The sequence below is a fragment of the Paenibacillus sp. FSL R5-0473 genome, assembly GCF_038004565.1.
Lineage (GTDB): Bacteria > Bacillota > Bacilli > Paenibacillales > Paenibacillaceae > Paenibacillus > Paenibacillus amylolyticus.
Genome location: NZ_JBBORL010000001.1, coordinates 6,579,264 through 6,595,594 on the forward strand (window position 1 = coordinate 6,579,264; position 16,331 = coordinate 6,595,594).

Consider the following 16,331-nt stretch of genomic DNA (forward strand, 5'->3'; position numbering starts at 1 on the left):
ATTGCAAATGCTAGGTTTACTTCCGTCTCTACCGGGCATACTGATAGACATGAGAGAGTTGCAGGCAACGTGATCAGAGAGCCGAGGGGGAGAACGGAATGAGCAGACGAATTGTAAAGCAAATTGGACTTATTATTGTATGTCTTATGATGATTATCATGATGTGGGAAGGTCAGAAAACGGATGCAGCTGTGGCGGCCACAGCAATTCCAGAACAATCGATTCGCTTGCGTATTCTAGCAAACTCGGATGCACCGGGAGATCAATTGGTGAAACGCGAGATTCGGGATGCTGTCGTTGCTCAGATGGGCGAGTGGGTAGCCGAACTGGAGAATCCGCAAAGTCTGGATGAAGCGCGCAAGGTTATTCGTGAGCATTTGTCCGAGATTGAGAATAGAGTAGGAGAAGAGCTGGCCAGTCGCGGTTTAAATTATGAGTATCAGGTGGAGCTGGGTTCCGTTCCGTTCCCGACCAAACTATATGGTGGCACTGTGTATCCTGCCGGAGATTATGAAGCGGTTCGGATTACGCTGGGCGAAGGAAAAGGTCAGAACTGGTGGTGTGTGTTGTTCCCGCCGTTGTGCTTCATTGATGCAGGGACCGGGGATGCACTGGCGAAACCTTCAACCGTATCAGCCGCAGCAACTGAACCAGGAGATGCCGAGGCATCTGTGCAGGGAGACACACCGGAAGCGAGATTCTTTCTGTGGGATATGGCTGTGAAACTATGGAGTTGGGTAACTGGATTGTTCTCATAACAACGTATTTATAATATAGTAGAGGGCGACTTCGATTCAGGGAGCTGCCCTTTTGATATGAATTAGTGGTGAATTTCCGGGCGAAGTTTGAAGGGCATCCGAGTTGGGACAGGTATGTTATAATTACTTATAGTGCGTGTTCAAAAAGTCTGGTTTTTCAGTACCAAGAAGATGGAATGAAGCTAGAAATGGAGTAGCGGAGCGTAGGAAAATTACGTGAGCAACCAAAATGTTTCCTTCGGAAACATACTTCGTAAGCCCCCGCTTATTTCGGCTGAATTTCATATTCGACGTTGATGATGCCGCTAGGCATCTATCGTAATCAAAAGCGTACTTTTTGAACAACCTCTTATATTGAATATGGATATGAACTAACCTACTTGAAGTTTAGGAATGATGATATATGAGCAGAGAAAACGAACCAGTGCAACACACCTCTGAGATGAGGGATGATAGAGAAGAACGTGATATGAAAGCTCCGGGAGAGCTGGTCACTGAGATGTGGGATGTACGCGTCTTGGTGAGCGCTGAGAACGATCACGGATTGGGTAATATTGAAATGTTGGATGTGAAAAAGGGGAGCGCCGATCAACAGGCGCTCGCCGACTTGCAGGCTGCCGCAGCCTGCATTCGTCAAGGTCAGACGGTGGCCTTTCCGACCGAGACGGTCTATGGCTTGGGTGCCGATGCGCGTAGCACAGCAGCCGTGGAGGCTGTATTTGTCTCCAAAGGCCGACCTTCCGACAATCCACTGATTGTGCATATCGCGCACCGTGACCAGTTGGATTCGCTGGTCACGGAAGTGAATGAAACGGCGGAAGCGCTGATGGCGGCCTTCTGGCCGGGACCACTGACGCTGGTGCTGCCGGTTAGGCCGGGGGCGGTGTCGCCGCGTGTCACCGCCGGTCTGGACACGGTGGCCGTGCGCATGCCGGACCATCCGGTGGCCTTGCAGTTGATCGCGGCGGCGGCATGCCCTGTAGCTGCGCCAAGCGCCAACCGCTCCGGGCGGCCAAGCCCGACACTCGCGTCTCATGTACGCGAGGATCTGGATGGCCGCATCGGCGGCATTGTGGACGGCGGCCCCACCGGGGTAGGTGTCGAGTCCACGGTTGTGCAGGTCGGTGACGACGGTACCGTCACCATCCTGCGCCCTGGCGGCATTACGGCGGAACAACTGTCCGCCGTTGCCGCCCGTGTCGCCACGGACCCCGCGCTACTCGCGGAGGGGGCCGATGGCGTGGGTAGCCCGGCGCCGCGCTCGCCGGGCATGAAGTACACGCACTATGCACCCGCAGGGGCGCTGTGCGTGGTGGAGGGGCCGCCCGCAGCGGTGGCGGCCTGGATCAGCGCCGCCCTCGCAGAGGCGGCGCAGCGCGGAGAGCGCACCGCTGTGCTGGCGTTCGCCGAGCACGCGGAGCAGTACCGCGCCGATGCCGTGTTCTCGCTGGGCGACGCCAGCGAGCTGGAAGAAGCAGCGCGCCGGCTATACGCCGCGCTGCGCAGTTGCGATGAGCAAGGCGCCACATATATTGTGGCTGAAGCCTGCTCACGCGAAGGGCTGGGAGCAGCCGTCATGAATCGGCTGCTCAAGGCTGCGGGGAACCAACTCATACAAGTTGGCAACCAGCGCCCCTTATAACCTCTCCTGATCATACAGTCAGGAGAGTAATCACTCTTTTTCCAAAACAAAATCAAGATTCTATAAAGCCAGCATCTGACCAGAGATCCGTCGCCGTTTGCCTTTCATCGGTCATGTTTAGGTCCTTGTCCGCATATCGTGTACAAGAACCTTTACGTGACTTGGGGGTATGGGGATGTGGGATGTGTCTGCCCATGTAGGGCAGTTGGTAACCATTTTGATCATGGCTATTGCGCTTGGCCTCGATGCGTTCTCACTCGGGATCGGAATTGGCATGAAGGGCATTCGGCTGCGGGATGTATTGCGAATCAGTATTGTAACGGCGCTATTTCATATCATCATGCCGCTCATCGGCATGTATATGGGCAAATACGTCAGCTCCCTGCTCGGTGACATTACGACGTATGCGGCAGGTGGATTGCTTGTTTTGCTGGGTGCTCATATGATTCTGAATGCATTCCGTGAAGGCGATACAAAGCTGGTGGACCACCGTTCCCTGCTCGGCGTTGTTTTGTTCTCCCTCAGCGTAAGTGTGGATTCATTCTCCGTTGGCGTATCCTTAGGGATGTTTAGCAGTGATCTGATCTTAACTGTACTTGCTTTCGGTGTGTGTGGCGGGGTGATGTCGGTTATGGGTCTGCTATTAGGCCGTCGGGTGAGCCAGAATCTCGGGGATTACGGCGAAGCAATTGGTGGCGCAATCTTGCTTGCGTTTGGACTTTTGTTTATATTTTAGAATAAAACTTGAGATATCATATCATTCGCATCATATGTAAAATGGGGAGGCTAACACAATGAAACATATTTTATTCGTATGTACAGGAAATACGTGCCGCAGCCCCATGGCAGAGGGGCTTTTGCGAAAACTGGCATCGGAGCGCGGCATTCAGGTAGAGGTTCGCTCCGCAGGGGTGGCAGCAACGTCGGGTATGCCGATTTCCCGACATGCTGAAGCGGTTTTGAGAGATCATAACGTTGAAGGTCCACCTCATTCCACACAGCTTAGCTCTAACCTGGTAGGTTGGGCCGATCTGGTTCTTACGTTAACACGGAGTCATAAGCAACATGTCATGCAGGTTTTTCCCGATTCAGTCCACAAAACTTATACATTGAAAGAATATGTGGAGGATGATGAACAGGTATTAAGTGATGTTCAGGAGTTGGACAGCCTGTTTGCAACGCTTGAGATGAAACGTGCCCTTGGGCAAGAGATCCTGGCATCGGAGCGTGAGCGAGCCATTGAGATTAGACAACGAATTCCAAGTTTCGACATCTCCGATCCGTTTGGGGGAAGTCGTGATGATTACAATATAGCTGCAGCTGAGATTCGGACGGCATTGGACCGGCTTTTGGATAAGCTGGGATAATTCTGATCCTGCGGGGCAGGTTATAGAAATAGGACACGTGATGTAAATTAACCGTTGATTTTAGACGCGGGTTGTTTTATGATGAAGGGGAAAACAGGGATCCGGTGTAACTGGCGACGAAGTGGGCATAACCACGATGGAGCACCGGAACAAACGGCCGGTCGCCTGGGCAAAAGAGCAATTCTGCGTTACCCGCAGACTGCTCTTTTTTTCGTCTTTCATCTGATTATTCGCTATAATAGTACCTGAGATGCCGTGCAAGAATACGAAGGACAGCTAAGAGACAGCGGGCATGATTTTATCGGGAGGCGATGATAGGATGACTATAGAGTTAGATTCGGAACAACCCGGATTGCAGGAACAGACCGCGTCTATTCTGCATGAACTGGCGCTTGCCGGACAGCTTGGGCCTGGACAGATCGTTGTGATCGGTACAAGCACAAGTGAAGTCGCAGGCGCTCGGATTGGTACGAGTGGTGCCATTGAAGTGGCGCAGCAGCTTCTTGCGGGTATACGCGAGGTGCAGGAGGAGTTCGGTTTTGACACGGTATTCCAATGTTGTGAGCATCTGAACCGTGCGCTGGTAATGGAACGTTCTGTGCTTACTCGACTTGGATTGACCGAGGTTGGTGCAGTACCCGTGCCCAAGGCCGGAGGTTCAATGGCATCCGCAGCATATCGTTCGCTGACCGATCCATGCCTGGCTGAACATGTGCCGGCCCATGCGGGACTGGACATTGGGGAGACGATGATTGGGATGCATCTCCGGCATGTAGCCGTACCCTATCGTACAGCGCTTCGCTATGTTGGAGATGCTCGTGTAACCACAGCGTTGACCCGTCCGAAGTTGATTGGCGGCGAACGCGCGGTGTATCGTATGGAAGAACAACCAGATTCGACATTTTGTGACTAACATATAAAGCGAGATTAATTGGTTACACTTCTGACTTTGATTGCATCACCATCTTCCGATCGCTGTTATCCCCAGATTTTTTAATTCCCTATTTAAAGGGGAAATCCGGTGATAAAGGCGACCACTTCGTTTCTTCAGATTGGTGTTGCACTCGCCGTTTTCGTGTAAACTTTAGTTTCACTTTATAACTTCACTTATACCTGGGAGGAATTTAATCATGGAACAATTGCGCAAGAATGACCCGGCAGTACTGGAAGCGATGAATCTTGAACTGAAACGTCAACAGAACAACATCGAACTGATCGCATCCGAGAACATCGTAAGTGAAGCAGTAATCGAAGCAATGGGATCTGTTCTGACCAACAAGTACGCTGAAGGATATCCAGGTAAACGTTACTATGGCGGTTGTGAGCATGTGGACATCGTTGAAGACATTGCGCGTGATCGTGCAAAAGAATTGTTCGGAGCAGAACACGTGAATGTTCAACCTCACTCCGGTGCACAAGCGAACATGGCAGTTTATCTTGCAGCGTTGAAACCTGGTGATACTGTACTTGGTATGAACCTTGCCCATGGTGGACACCTCACACACGGTAGCCCGGTTAACGCATCTGGTTTGCTGTACAACTTTGTAGCATACGGCGTACAGGAAGATACATTCCTGATTGATTATGATGAAGTACGCAAAGCGGCTTTCAAACACCGTCCTCGTCTGATCGTTGCAGGTGCAAGTGCATATCCGCGTACCATTGATTTTGAAAAGCTAGCTTCCATCGCCAATGATGTAGGCGCTTTGTTCATGGTGGACATGGCTCACATCGCAGGACTGGTTGCTGCTGGTTTGCATCCAAACCCGGTTCCACATGCGCATTTCGTAACAACAACTACACACAAAACGCTGCGTGGACCTCGTGGTGGTATGATTCTGTGCCGCAAAGCGTGGGCAGCAGCGATTGATAAAGCCGTATTCCCAGGTTCCCAAGGTGGACCTTTGATGCACGTGATCGCTTCCAAAGCGGTAGCATTCGGTGAAGCTTTGCAACCATCGTTCAAAACGTATGCTGAGAATGTCGTGAAAAACGCACAGGTTCTGGCTGAAACACTGATCGCTGAAGGATTGAACATCGTATCTGGTGGTACAGATAACCACTTGATGCTGATCGACACACGCAGTGTGAACATCACAGGTAAGGAAGCTGAGCATGTGCTTGATTCCATCGGTATTACCGTGAACAAAAATGCCATTCCATTCGACCCTACAAGCCCGTTTGTAACGAGTGGTATTCGAATTGGTACACCTGCTGCAACTTCCCGTGGCATGAACGAAGAAGCGATGGTCGCTATTGGTAAGATCATTGCTAAAACGCTGAAAAATCCAAAAGATACAGCGAAGCTGGATGAAGCCCGTGCAGAAGTGACTGCACTGACAGACCAATTCCCGCTCTATACCGATCTTAAATACTAAAAAACTTTGCTCATGGTGTTTGTATTTGAGTTTTTCAATGTAAACACTCGGACGGAGTAAACCGAAAGAACCTGAAGAAGCGTAGCGCTCGCCTTTATCCCCAGATTTCAACAATTATAATTGGATCAAAGAAATCAGGGGATAACAGCGATCGGAAGGTCATTCGGTTTGCGGAGCATCATCAGTGGTTACACGTTTTTGAACATACTCAATGACATAACAGCAAGAGCAAAACAGGACCGGATGGATCATTTTCCGGTCCTGTTTTTTATAGGATTCGGTAATCTGTAATGATTGGGTGCCCTTTGATGGTGTAATTCGTTGTTGGTGATGATATAATATACAGGATTTATCGAGCCCATGAATGGCGGCTAGGTATATTTGGAAATGCTGAACATGAAGAACTTACCGGAGGGACAAATTAGATGGGAAAATTAGTAATATGTGATCACCCTTTGATTCAACACAAACTGACGTTTATACGCGACATGCGTACGAATACGAAAGATTTTCGTGAATTGGTGGATGAAGTAGCAACGTTGATGGCTTATGAGATTACAAGAGATGTTGAACTGGAAACGATTGATGTACAGACACCTGTAGCTGCAACACAAGGTAAAGTCATCTCTGGACGTATGCTCGGACTGGTGCCGATTCTGCGCGCAGGACTCGGAATGCTGGATGGCGTTGTGAAATTGTTGCCGGCGGCAAAAGTTGGACATGTTGGTCTTTTCCGTGACCCGGAAACACTGCAACCGGTAGAATACTACACCAAACTGCCTACAGACGTAACAGAGCGTCAATTGATTGTAATTGATCCGATGCTGGCAACGGGTGGTTCGGCAATTGCAGCTATTGACGTGCTCAAAAAACGTGGCTGTACCCAAATCAAAATGATGAACCTGGTTGCAGCACCGGAAGGCGTAAAAGCTGTGCAGGATGCACACCCCGATGTGGACATCTATGTAGCAGCATTGGACGACCGTCTGGATGATCATGGTTATATCGTTCCAGGGCTTGGAGATGCAGGAGACCGTCTATACGGCACTAAATAAGCATATTGCATGCGGAGTAGAAAAGGGGCTTTGCTCGAATGTCCAACAAAATTAAAGTCATGACGATCTTCGGGGTGCGTCCGGAAGCCATCAAGATGGCTCCGCTTATTTTGGAATTGCAGAAACACCCTGAGTCTATTGAATCTATTGTTTGCGTAACTGCGCAGCATCGCCAGATGTTGGATCAGGTACTTGAAGTTTTCGACATTCATCCCGATTATGATCTGGATGTGATGAAGGACCGTCAGACATTGAATGAAATCACAATTCGTGTGCTTGGCGGTCTGGAGCCAGTGTTAGCCGAAGCTAAGCCGGATATTGTACTGGTTCACGGGGATACATTAACTACCTTTGTAGCGAGCTATGCAGCATTCTTGCAACAGATTCAGGTAGGACATGTGGAAGCGGGGCTGCGGACGTGGAACAAGCTGTCTCCATATCCGGAAGAGATGAACCGTCAGCTGACGGGAGTACTGGCTGATCTACACTTTGCGCCTACGGATTGGTCTTCTTCCAATCTTGCCAAAGAAAATAAATCGGAGTCTAGTACGTACGTCACAGGCAACACGGTAACAGATGTGTTTCAATATACTGTACGGGAGGACTACACACACCCGGTACTTGATTGGGCCCAAGGCAAACGCCTTGTGCTGATGACAGCTCATCGCCGTGAATCTCAAGGCGAGCCTCACCGCAACATTTTCCAGGCCGTCAAACGGATTGCCGACGAATTCGAAGATATTGCCATCGTGTACCCGGTGCATCCAAGTCCTGCTGTGAAGGAGCCGGCTCACGCGATTTTGGGGAATCATCCCCGTATTCAATTAATTGATCCACTAGACGTGGTGGATTTGCATAACTTTTACCCGCACACTCACTTGATTTTGACCGATTCAGGCGGTTTGCAGGAAGAAGCACCTTCGTTTGGTGTGCCTGTGCTCGTATTGCGCGATACAACAGAACGCCCGGAAGGTATTGAAGCCGGAACGCTGGAATTGGTAGGTACCGAAGAGGAACGTGTGTATGAACGGACCAAAGCTCTGCTTACGGACAAAACCCTGTATGCAAGCATGAGCCAGGCTGCCAATCCATACGGTGATGGACATGCTTCGGAAAGAATTGTCAATGCGATTTTGCATCATTTCGGTGTAAATAGTGAGCGTCCGGAATCATTTCACAGAAAATTCAAAAAATAATACATTTTTTCTGACGGATTTATAAAGGGCAAGCATACAGTTAAACTGTACGGTTTACGCGGGTTTATGGGCTTTGAGGGTCTGTATTCCCGTCGTTTCCCCCTTTAAAACGCTAAAATCATTCAATTGACAAAGGCTCTCATCATTCAGTAAAATTAACTGGGATTGCAAGGGTGGCGTGGAAAATGGCCGATTCGAACAAACCAAATTCATCCCGTAACCATGACGATAATGTATGGAAAGCAATGGGACTCGTGACAGTTTTTGGGATCGAGATTGCCATTCTCGCTGTTGCCGGATATTACGCTGGCTCCTGGTTGGACAAGACCATCGGAGGTAACGGAATATGGATCGCCGTAAGCGTTCTCTTTTTTCTTGCGGCAGGCGGTGTAAGTATCTACTTTATCGCGAAAAAAATCATGGGGGAAAGTGATGAGTGAACTAACCAGATACCGCAGATCGATGACTGTTTTCGTCATGTACTTTCTTATGATTTGTTTTCTCGCAGCGGCCTTTATGCCACGTGTGGAGACAATTGCTTTGGGACTGGCCCTGGGTACAGGAGTTAGCTGGATCAATGCATTTTACCTGGGCTACAAAGTAAGGAAAATGTCTGATGATGCGGCAGAAGGTAACTTGAAGCGTGTCAACTTGGGATTTTTGACAAGAGCGGCATTCGCTGTGCTCGGTATATTCATATCGATGCGCTTTCCGCAGTACTTCAATACATATGCGGTTGCAGGCGGTCTCGTCATTGCACAATATTCCTTATTGATTATAGGGATTGTCTATTCCCGCAGAGCAGAATGATGTTAAGGGCTGCAGCTTTCAAGTCGAGAAAGGGGTGAGAAAAATATGCATGAAGCTCCAATTATTATGCTTGGCGGATTTCGACTGGATCTATCGGTTCTGTTGATGCTGGTAGTTACAGGTGCAATTGTTTTTATTTTTGCTGTACTGGCAACACGGAGATTATCCGTTGAAAATCCCGGCAAGCTGCAAAATTTTATGGAGTGGGCAGTAGAATTCGTCCGCAATCTGATTTCCAGTACAATGGATATGAAGAAAGGTAAACATTTTATCTCTCTCGCTCTTTCCATGATTATGTTCATTTTTGTAGGGAACATGCTCGGCCTTCCGCTCGTGGCTGTATCTGAGGTAACAGATGTTAATCAGGCACAGGTATTCGGTAAGCCGATTGTTACAGCGGTGGAGGCGTTTGATAAAGCGCATGCCAAGGACCCTGAAGCCCACCCACATGTTGAACTGGCCTGGTGGAAATCACCAACAGCCGACTTGTCTGTAACGATGGGACTTGCTCTCGTAGCGTTCCTTGTATCTCATGGACTTGGATTGTTCCGTAACACAAAAGGATATCTCCAGCATTACTTCAAGCCATTCGCCTTGTTCTTGCCAATCAACTTGATTGAGACGGCATCCAAGCTGTTGACACACGGTATGCGTCTATTCGCGAATATCTTCGCGGGTGAGGTACTGATCGCAACGATCCTGAAACTGACCACATTCAAAGTGTTTGGTGCTATTGCAGCGATTCCGCTACTTATGGTGTGGCAAGGCTTTAGTATCTTTATCGGCGCGATCCAGGCATTTGTGTTTGTTATCTTGATGATGGTGTACATTTCACAGAGCATCGAGACGCATGACGAGCATTAAGTTTCAAGCCCTACGAAGATTTCTTCACCAGGCTGAACAATAAAAAATTCGATTTATCATTTTAAGGAGGATATACAAATGGGAGCAATGGCATTAATCGCAGCAGCAATTGTTGCAGGACTGGGCGCGTTTGGCGCAGGTATTGGTAACGGTATGGTAATCAGCAAAACGGTGGAAGGTATTGCCCGTCAACCGGAAGCAAAATCCACTCTTCAAACAACAATGTTTATCGGTGTAGGTTTGATCGAGGTATTGCCGATCATCGGTGTGGTACTCGCGTTCATGTTCTACGGTATGGCTTAATCAAATTTTAAAGGTTTGGCGGGGAAGGCCATAGCCATCCGCGCCTTCTTTTTAGGTAATGTCCGTTCTAACGGATGACGTTTCAAGGATACCTCCAGGAAGGAGTGAACAGATTGAGTTTCATATGGGAAAATACGCTTCTTGCGATTGTTGCATTTGCAATTTTATATTGGCTGCTTAGCCGTTATGCCTTCGGGCCTTTGTTCTCCATTATGGAAAAACGTCGTGAACTCGTGATGACGCAGATGAATGAGGCTGCACAGACTCGGGAACAGGCCATTGCCTATGTGGAGGAACAAAAACAAGCTCTTGAACAAGCACGTCAAGATGCTTACGACATCATTGAACAGTCCAAACAAACAGGTGGCAAACAAGCTGAATCGATTTTGGCTGATGCAAAAGCTGAAGCTAATCGTCTGAAAGACGATGCAGTACGCGAAATCGAGAGCGAGAAGAACAAAGCAGTCGCAGCACTTCGCAGCGAACTGGGTACAGCTTCCGTTCAGATTGCATCCAAGTTGATCAAAAAAGAAGTTGAGAACGGTCCTGCACAAGAAGAGCTTGTGAACCAATACCTCAATGAGGTAGGAGGCCGACAATGAGCCGCGATACGATTGTTGCCAAGCGTTATGCGAAAGCATTGTTCGAAGTTGCTCTTCAGCAACAGCAGGTACTTGAGGTTGAACAGGAACTGGTTGCGGTAGTCAGTGCATTGACCGGAGATGCAGATATCGAGAAATTTATCGTATCTCCTAATATCTCTGATGAAGTCAAGCAGAACGTGCTTCACTCAAGTCTTGATGGTAAGGTATCCGAACCTGTCCTTCGTACAGTCTTGTTGTTAATTGAACGCGGACGCGTTGAATTGCTGGGAGACTTGTTGAATGATTATCGGAAGATCCAAGGTGAGTCGCTGGGCATCGCTGATGCACGTGTCTACTCCACTTATGCGTTGAATGATGAAGAAAAAGAAGCGGTAGCCCGTCAATTCGGTGGCCGTGTGAATAAAAAGATTCGTATCGAGAACATTGTTGATCCGACTCTGCTGGGCGGATTGAAAGTCGCCATTGGCGATACGATCTATGACGGCAGCTTGGCTGGCAAGCTCGAACGTCTTGAGCAGTCTTTTAACAGACGAGTACAGTAGATTGGGGTGAGGACACTTGAGTATCAAACCAGAAGAAATCAGTACATTAATTAAGAGCCAAATCGAACAATACAAGACCGATATCGATGTAGTCGAAGTTGGAACGGTTATCGAGGTTGGTGATGGTATCGCTCGTGTTTACGGACTTGAGAACGTCATGTCCAACGAGTTGGTTGAATTCCCAAGCGGTGTTATGGGACTCGCCATGAACGTCGAAGAAAGCAATGTCGGTGTCGTTATCCTGGGACCTTACTACGATATTCGTGAAGGTGACCAAGTGAAACGTACTGGTCAAATCATGCAAGTGCCTGTAGGCGAAGCATTGATTGGACGCGTTGTGAACCCGCTCGGTATTCCTGTAGATGGCAAAGGGCCAATCGCTACAACGGAATTCCGTCCGGTTGAAGGTAAAGCACCAGGCGTAATGGATCGTAAATCGGTTCATGAGCCGATGCAAACAGGGATCAAAGCCATTGATGCAATGGTTCCAATCGGTCGTGGACAACGTGAGTTGATCATCGGTGACCGTCAAACAGGTAAAACATCCATCGCGATTGATGCGATCCTGAACCAAAAAGGTAGCGGCATGAAGTGTATCTATGTGGCTATTGGTCAGAAACAGTCTACGGTTGCTCAAGTTGTGGAAACTCTTCGTCGTAAAGGCGCAATGGAGTACACAATCGTTGTAACTGCAGCAGCTTCCGATCCATCACCACTCTTGTACATCGCACCGTATTCCGGATGTTCGATGGGTGAGTACTTCATGTACAAAGGCGAGCACGTTCTGGTTATCTATGATGACTTGACCAAACAAGCCTCTGCATATCGTGAGCTTTCCTTGTTGCTTCGTCGTCCACCGGGCCGTGAGGCTTATCCGGGTGACGTCTTCTACCTGCACTCCCGTTTGCTGGAGCGTGCTGCGAAGCTGAATGATGAACTGGGTGGTGGTTCTTTAACCGCACTGCCGTTCATTGAAACACAAGCCTCCGACGTATCAGCATACATTCCAACGAACGTAATCTCCATCACGGACGGACAAATCTTCCTGGAAGCTGACTTGTTCAATGCTGGACAACGCCCGGCAATCAACGTAGGTATTTCCGTATCTCGTGTCGGTGGTTCTGCTCAGATCAAAGCGATGAAAAAGGTTGCAGGTTCCCTGCGTCTCGACCTCGCTCAATATCGTGAGCTTCAAGCGTTCTCCCAGTTTGGTTCCGATCTGGACAAAGCGACTCAGGCTCGCCTGAATCGTGGTGCACGTATGATGGAAATCCTGAAGCAAGGTGTAAACCAGCCTCTGGCCGTAGAACAACAGGTGGTCAGCTTGTACACAGCCGTTAAAGGATTCCTGGATGAAATTCCTACAGGTGATGTGACTCGTTTCGAAGGTGAGTTCCTTGCCTTCATGGAGAGCAGTCATCCGGAAATTCTTGCATCCATCCGTGATACTAAAGAATTGACTGCAGACAACGAAAATGCACTGAAAGGTGCAATTGAGAAGTTCAGAAAGAGCTTTGCTGTCTCTGTCTAAATAAATGACTGCAGGTGCGGAGTTGTCTAACCGATTCCGCATGTCTGCATGTAATACTTTGACTCTGTCAAAAAAGATGATGCTTACGATGTAGTTTTGACTTTGTCAAAACTAGTGGTGATGCTTACGAAGTAACTTTGACCCCGTCAAAGTAGGGTTGTGCTTACGATGTAGTTTTGACTTTGTCAAAACTTTAAGGTGGTGAAATCATGGCAAAAGGCATGCGCGAAATTAAGCGGCAAATTAAAAGCGTACAAAGCACCAAGCAGATCACCAAAGCAATGGAGATGGTAGCTGCTGCAAAACTGCGTAAAGCGCAGGAAAAAGCGGAAGCAGCCCGTCCTTATTCGGAGAAGCTGAAAGAAGTTGTAGCTAGTATTGCATCAAGCACGCAAGGTATACAGCATCCGATGCTGGAGAGCCGTCCGGTCAAAAAGACAGCTTACCTGATCATTACATCGGACCGTGGTCTTGCAGGTGGATACAATGCGAACGTTTTGCGTCAGGTTAATCAGACGCTCAAAGAGCGCCACAACTCCCAAGATGACTACGAATTGTTCGTCATTGGACGTAAAGGACGCGATTACTTCAGACGTCGTGAAATGGCGATGGCATCCACAACAACGGATCTGTCGGATTCGCCTTCATTTGCAGATATCAAATCCATCGCACACGAGGCTGTTCATGGGTTTGAACTGGCTGAATTTGATGAATTGTACATTTGTTATAACCGCTTTGTGAATGCGTTGACCCAGATTCCTACGGTAGAAAAACTTCTTCCGATGGAAACACCTGAGGTAACTGCTGCGGAAGGACCAACGGCAAGCTACGAATACGAGCCGTCTGCTGAGGCTGTACTGGAGGTTTTGCTTCCGCGTTACGCGGAAACGCTGATCTATGGTGCGCTTTTGAACGGTAAGGCGAGTGAGCTAGGCGCGAAAATGACGGCGATGGGTAATGCAACCAAAAATGCATCCAAAATGATTAACGAATTGTCATTGACCTATAACCGTGCCCGTCAAGCGGCGATTACGCAGGAGATTACGGAAATTGTGGCAGGTGCCAACGCAGCACAAGGCTAACTGTTTTTATTAATGAAGGCTTGCAGAGCAAAGATAAACGAACGGTACATTATTTTTGCAAAAGTAGCAGGCTTGTAGGAGGGGAACGTTAAGATGAACAAAGGACGCGTTGTGAGCATCATGGGTCCGGTTGTTGACGTCGAGTTTGATCGCGGCGGTCTGCCGGAAATCCTCAATGCCATTACGATCACTACAGTAAGTGAGAGCGGCGTAAGTGTGAACCTTACACTCGAAGCTTCGAGACATCTGGGTGACAACCGAGTACGTTGTATTGCGATGTCCTCCACGGATGGACTTGTTCGTGGTATGGAAGCTTTAGATACAGGAGCACCAATCTCTGTACCCGTCGGAGAAGCAACACTGGGTCGTGTATTTAACGTACTCGGCGAAGCAATTGATACTGGCGGTGCCGTAGCTGCTGAGCACAAGAACCCGATTCACCGTTCAGCACCTGCATTTGATGAACTGACTACCCAAGCAGAAATGCTGGAGACAGGAATCAAAGTTATCGACTTGCTTGCTCCTTACGCTAAAGGTGGTAAAATCGGTCTCTTCGGTGGTGCCGGTGTAGGTAAGACGGTAACCATTCAGGAATTGATCAACAACATCGCACAAGAGCACGGCGGTATCTCCGTATTTGCGGGTGTTGGTGAGCGTACACGTGAAGGTAATGACTTGTATCACGAGATGAGTGATTCCGGCGTTATCAACAAAACAGCAATGGTTTTCGGACAAATGAACGAGCCTCCAGGCGCACGTCTTCGTGTAGCCCTCACAGGTCTGACGATGGCGGAATACTTCCGTGATGAAGAAGGCCGTGACGTGTTGCTCTTTATCGATAATATCTTCCGTTTCACCCAAGCGGGTTCAGAAGTATCTGCCTTGCTTGGACGTATGCCTTCCGCGGTAGGTTACCAACCTACACTGGCAACAGAAATGGGTCAACTGCAAGAACGTATCACATCAACGAAAAAAGGTTCTGTAACATCCATCCAGGCCATCTACGTGCCTGCGGATGACTACACTGACCCGGCTCCTGCAACGACGTTTGCCCACTTGGATGCAACGACGAACTTGGAGCGTAAAATTTCCGAGATGGGTATCTACCCTGCGGTAGATCCACTGGCTTCCAGCTCCCGGATCTTGTCCCCTGAAGTTGTAGGTGAAGAACACTACAGCGTAGCTCAAGGCGTTAAACGTATCTTGGCACGTTACAATGAATTGCAAGATATCATTGCAATCCTGGGTATGGACGAGTTGAGTGAAGAAGATAGAGCGCTTGTATACCGTGCTCGTAAAATCCAACGTTTCTTGTCCCAGCCTTTCCACGTTGCTGAAGCATTTAACGGTATTCCGGGTAAATACGTTCCAGTTAAAGAAACGGTGCGCAGCTTTAAAGAGATTCTCGAAGGTAAGTATGATGATCTTCCGGAAGCAGCTTTCCTCTTTGTTGGTACAATTGAAGAGGCAGTGGAGAAAGCCAAAACACTGGTTTAGTCTGAATCCAGGATTGTCCTTATGAAGCGGGCTATCCTTCGGATATTTCAGGAGGGATGGAATTGAGCACCTTTTTGTTGGAAATCGTAACACCCGAGCGTTTGGTCTATTCAGAACAGGTGAATAGCATTACGGCTCGTGGTATTGAAGGGGAACTGGGCATTCTGCCAGGTCATATTCCTATGGTTACACCTTTGCAGATTGCACCAATCTATATCCATAACGGAAAAGAAAATAAACGAGTTGCTATCGGTGGCGGGTTTATCGAAGTTCGTAAAGATAAGGTTGTTGTACTCGCAGAGAGTGCTGAATTCCCGGAAAGCATTGATGTGGATCGTGCGCGTGCGGCGAAAGAGCGGGCAGAACGTCGGCTTGCAAGCCAAAGCAATCAGGACCACTTTGATCACCGTCGTGCAGAGATTGCGCTGCAAAAAGCGGTTAACCGGATTAATGTGTTCGGCAAATAAACGATTCTTGGAAGCCTGGCGGCTTAGTCTGCCGGGCTTTTTTGAGTTTGTTTAATAGAATTGTTTTATCGAATATATCAAAAGGGCTGACCACAAATCCATCCAATCCCTTCAGTAAACAGAAGTATTTTAAGCGAAATATTCACCGATTATGATTATTTGAATAGAATGTAGGACTAAAGTAGTGGGCGCATTTACCACTAAGAGAACCATTTTTTTCATGAGTAAATTTAA

At 48.4% G+C, this 16,331-nt stretch carries 18 protein-coding genes and 1 riboswitch; all 18 genes read left to right on the forward strand.

Going from position 1 to position 16,331, the window contains the following annotated elements; genetic code table 11:
* Positions 1–98: 98 nt before the first annotated feature.
* The 18 genes from spoIIR to MKY28_RS28920 all read left to right on the forward strand — a co-directional run bounded on the left by spoIIR (position 99) and on the right by MKY28_RS28920 (position 16,097).
* Positions 99–758 carry a stage II sporulation protein R gene (spoIIR, locus tag MKY28_RS28835; RefSeq protein ID WP_340937685.1) on the forward strand — a complete coding sequence of 220 codons (660 nt, stop codon included), beginning with the start codon at positions 99–101 and terminating at the stop codon, positions 756–758.
* A 469-nt stretch (positions 759–1,227) separates the two neighbouring features.
* Positions 1,228–2,400 carry an L-threonylcarbamoyladenylate synthase gene (locus MKY28_RS28840; protein ID WP_445670913.1) on the forward strand — a complete coding sequence of 391 codons (1,173 nt, stop codon included), beginning with the start codon at positions 1,228–1,230 and terminating at the stop codon, positions 2,398–2,400.
* Positions 2,401–2,575: 175 nt separating this feature from the next.
* Positions 2,576–3,136: a manganese efflux pump MntP gene (locus MKY28_RS28845; RefSeq protein WP_076209792.1), complete on the forward strand. Its 561-nt coding sequence runs from the start codon at positions 2,576–2,578 to the stop codon at positions 3,134–3,136.
* Between the two features lie 58 nt (positions 3,137–3,194).
* Positions 3,195–3,767 (forward strand): low molecular weight protein arginine phosphatase, encoded by a 573-nt coding sequence (locus MKY28_RS28850; RefSeq protein ID WP_036612575.1) that lies wholly within the window; start codon positions 3,195–3,197, stop codon positions 3,765–3,767.
* 96 nt (positions 3,768–3,863) lie between these two features.
* A riboswitch (ZMP/ZTP riboswitch) is annotated at positions 3,864–3,945 on the forward strand.
* A 141-nt stretch (positions 3,946–4,086) separates the two neighbouring features.
* A complete protein-coding gene (locus tag MKY28_RS28855) occupies positions 4,087–4,680 on the forward strand; it encodes a TIGR01440 family protein (RefSeq protein ID WP_340937687.1) in 594 nt (197 codons plus the stop codon).
* 217 nt (positions 4,681–4,897) lie between these two features.
* Positions 4,898–6,145, forward strand: a complete 1,248-nt coding sequence (gene glyA, locus MKY28_RS28860; RefSeq protein ID WP_164783303.1) for a serine hydroxymethyltransferase — start codon at positions 4,898–4,900, stop codon at positions 6,143–6,145.
* A 425-nt stretch (positions 6,146–6,570) separates the two neighbouring features.
* Entirely contained in the window at positions 6,571–7,200 is a 630-nt protein-coding gene (upp, locus tag MKY28_RS28865; RefSeq protein ID WP_017691929.1) for a uracil phosphoribosyltransferase, read from the forward strand.
* Positions 7,201–7,238: 38 nt separating this feature from the next.
* Positions 7,239–8,396, forward strand: coding sequence for a non-hydrolyzing UDP-N-acetylglucosamine 2-epimerase (gene wecB / locus MKY28_RS28870; RefSeq protein ID WP_036667768.1), 1,158 nt, complete (start codon positions 7,239–7,241; stop codon positions 8,394–8,396).
* Between the two features lie 185 nt (positions 8,397–8,581).
* Entirely contained in the window at positions 8,582–8,836 is a 255-nt protein-coding gene (locus tag MKY28_RS28875; protein ID WP_340937690.1) for an AtpZ/AtpI family protein, read from the forward strand.
* Positions 8,829–9,206 (forward strand): ATP synthase subunit I, encoded by a 378-nt coding sequence (locus MKY28_RS28880; RefSeq protein WP_017691932.1) that lies wholly within the window; start codon positions 8,829–8,831, stop codon positions 9,204–9,206. The genes MKY28_RS28875 and MKY28_RS28880 overlap by 8 nt, the downstream gene beginning before the upstream one ends.
* 45 nt (positions 9,207–9,251) lie before the next feature.
* Positions 9,252–10,070: a F0F1 ATP synthase subunit A gene (atpB, locus tag MKY28_RS28885; RefSeq protein ID WP_340937691.1), complete on the forward strand. Its 819-nt coding sequence runs from the start codon at positions 9,252–9,254 to the stop codon at positions 10,068–10,070.
* A 78-nt stretch (positions 10,071–10,148) separates the two neighbouring features.
* On the forward strand, positions 10,149–10,373 hold the full coding sequence (gene atpE, locus MKY28_RS28890; protein WP_017691934.1) for a F0F1 ATP synthase subunit C: 225 nt from the start codon (positions 10,149–10,151) through the stop codon (positions 10,371–10,373).
* Between the two features lie 113 nt (positions 10,374–10,486).
* Positions 10,487–10,975 carry a F0F1 ATP synthase subunit B gene (gene atpF / locus MKY28_RS28895; protein WP_036612568.1) on the forward strand — a complete coding sequence of 163 codons (489 nt, stop codon included), beginning with the start codon at positions 10,487–10,489 and terminating at the stop codon, positions 10,973–10,975.
* Positions 10,972–11,520, forward strand: coding sequence for a F0F1 ATP synthase subunit delta (locus MKY28_RS28900; RefSeq protein WP_076319220.1), 549 nt, complete (start codon positions 10,972–10,974; stop codon positions 11,518–11,520). Before atpF ends, MKY28_RS28900 begins: the two co-directional genes overlap by 4 nt.
* Before the next feature lie 16 nt (positions 11,521–11,536).
* Entirely contained in the window at positions 11,537–13,051 is a 1,515-nt protein-coding gene (gene atpA / locus MKY28_RS28905) for a F0F1 ATP synthase subunit alpha (protein WP_036612563.1), read from the forward strand.
* 209 nt (positions 13,052–13,260) lie between these two features.
* Positions 13,261–14,133: an ATP synthase F1 subunit gamma gene (atpG, locus tag MKY28_RS28910; protein WP_076319219.1), complete on the forward strand. Its 873-nt coding sequence runs from the start codon at positions 13,261–13,263 to the stop codon at positions 14,131–14,133.
* Positions 14,134–14,226: 93 nt separating this feature from the next.
* Complete coding sequence (gene atpD / locus MKY28_RS28915) at positions 14,227–15,630, forward strand: F0F1 ATP synthase subunit beta (protein WP_036612557.1); 1,404 nt, start codon at positions 14,227–14,229, stop codon at positions 15,628–15,630.
* A gap of 62 nt (positions 15,631–15,692) precedes the next feature.
* Complete coding sequence (locus MKY28_RS28920) at positions 15,693–16,097, forward strand: F0F1 ATP synthase subunit epsilon (protein ID WP_036612555.1); 405 nt, start codon at positions 15,693–15,695, stop codon at positions 16,095–16,097.
* The last annotated feature ends 234 nt before the right edge of the window (positions 16,098–16,331 follow it).

What these genes read in the sequence shown, in the direction of transcription:
- spoIIR (WP_340937685.1), top strand. Translation starts at nt 99, where the DNA reads ATGAGCAGACGAATTGTAAAGCAAATTGGACTTATTATTGTATGTCTT.
- MKY28_RS28840 (WP_445670913.1), top strand. Translation starts at nt 1,228, where the DNA reads ATGAAAGCTCCGGGAGAGCTGGTCACTGAGATGTGGGATGTACGCGTC.
- MKY28_RS28845 (WP_076209792.1), top strand. Translation starts at nt 2,576, where the DNA reads ATGTGGGATGTGTCTGCCCATGTAGGGCAGTTGGTAACCATTTTGATC.
- MKY28_RS28850 (WP_036612575.1), top strand. Translation starts at nt 3,195, where the DNA reads ATGAAACATATTTTATTCGTATGTACAGGAAATACGTGCCGCAGCCCC.
- MKY28_RS28855 (WP_340937687.1), top strand. Translation starts at nt 4,087, where the DNA reads ATGACTATAGAGTTAGATTCGGAACAACCCGGATTGCAGGAACAGACC.
- glyA (WP_164783303.1), top strand. Translation starts at nt 4,898, where the DNA reads ATGGAACAATTGCGCAAGAATGACCCGGCAGTACTGGAAGCGATGAAT.
- upp (WP_017691929.1), top strand. Translation starts at nt 6,571, where the DNA reads ATGGGAAAATTAGTAATATGTGATCACCCTTTGATTCAACACAAACTG.
- wecB (WP_036667768.1), top strand. Translation starts at nt 7,239, where the DNA reads ATGTCCAACAAAATTAAAGTCATGACGATCTTCGGGGTGCGTCCGGAA.
- MKY28_RS28875 (WP_340937690.1), top strand. Translation starts at nt 8,582, where the DNA reads ATGGCCGATTCGAACAAACCAAATTCATCCCGTAACCATGACGATAAT.
- MKY28_RS28880 (WP_017691932.1), top strand. Translation starts at nt 8,829, where the DNA reads ATGAGTGAACTAACCAGATACCGCAGATCGATGACTGTTTTCGTCATG.
- atpB (WP_340937691.1), top strand. Translation starts at nt 9,252, where the DNA reads ATGCATGAAGCTCCAATTATTATGCTTGGCGGATTTCGACTGGATCTA.
- atpE (WP_017691934.1), top strand. Translation starts at nt 10,149, where the DNA reads ATGGGAGCAATGGCATTAATCGCAGCAGCAATTGTTGCAGGACTGGGC.
- MKY28_RS28900 (WP_076319220.1), top strand. Translation starts at nt 10,972, where the DNA reads ATGAGCCGCGATACGATTGTTGCCAAGCGTTATGCGAAAGCATTGTTC.
- atpG (WP_076319219.1), top strand. Translation starts at nt 13,261, where the DNA reads ATGGCAAAAGGCATGCGCGAAATTAAGCGGCAAATTAAAAGCGTACAA.
- atpD (WP_036612557.1), top strand. Translation starts at nt 14,227, where the DNA reads ATGAACAAAGGACGCGTTGTGAGCATCATGGGTCCGGTTGTTGACGTC.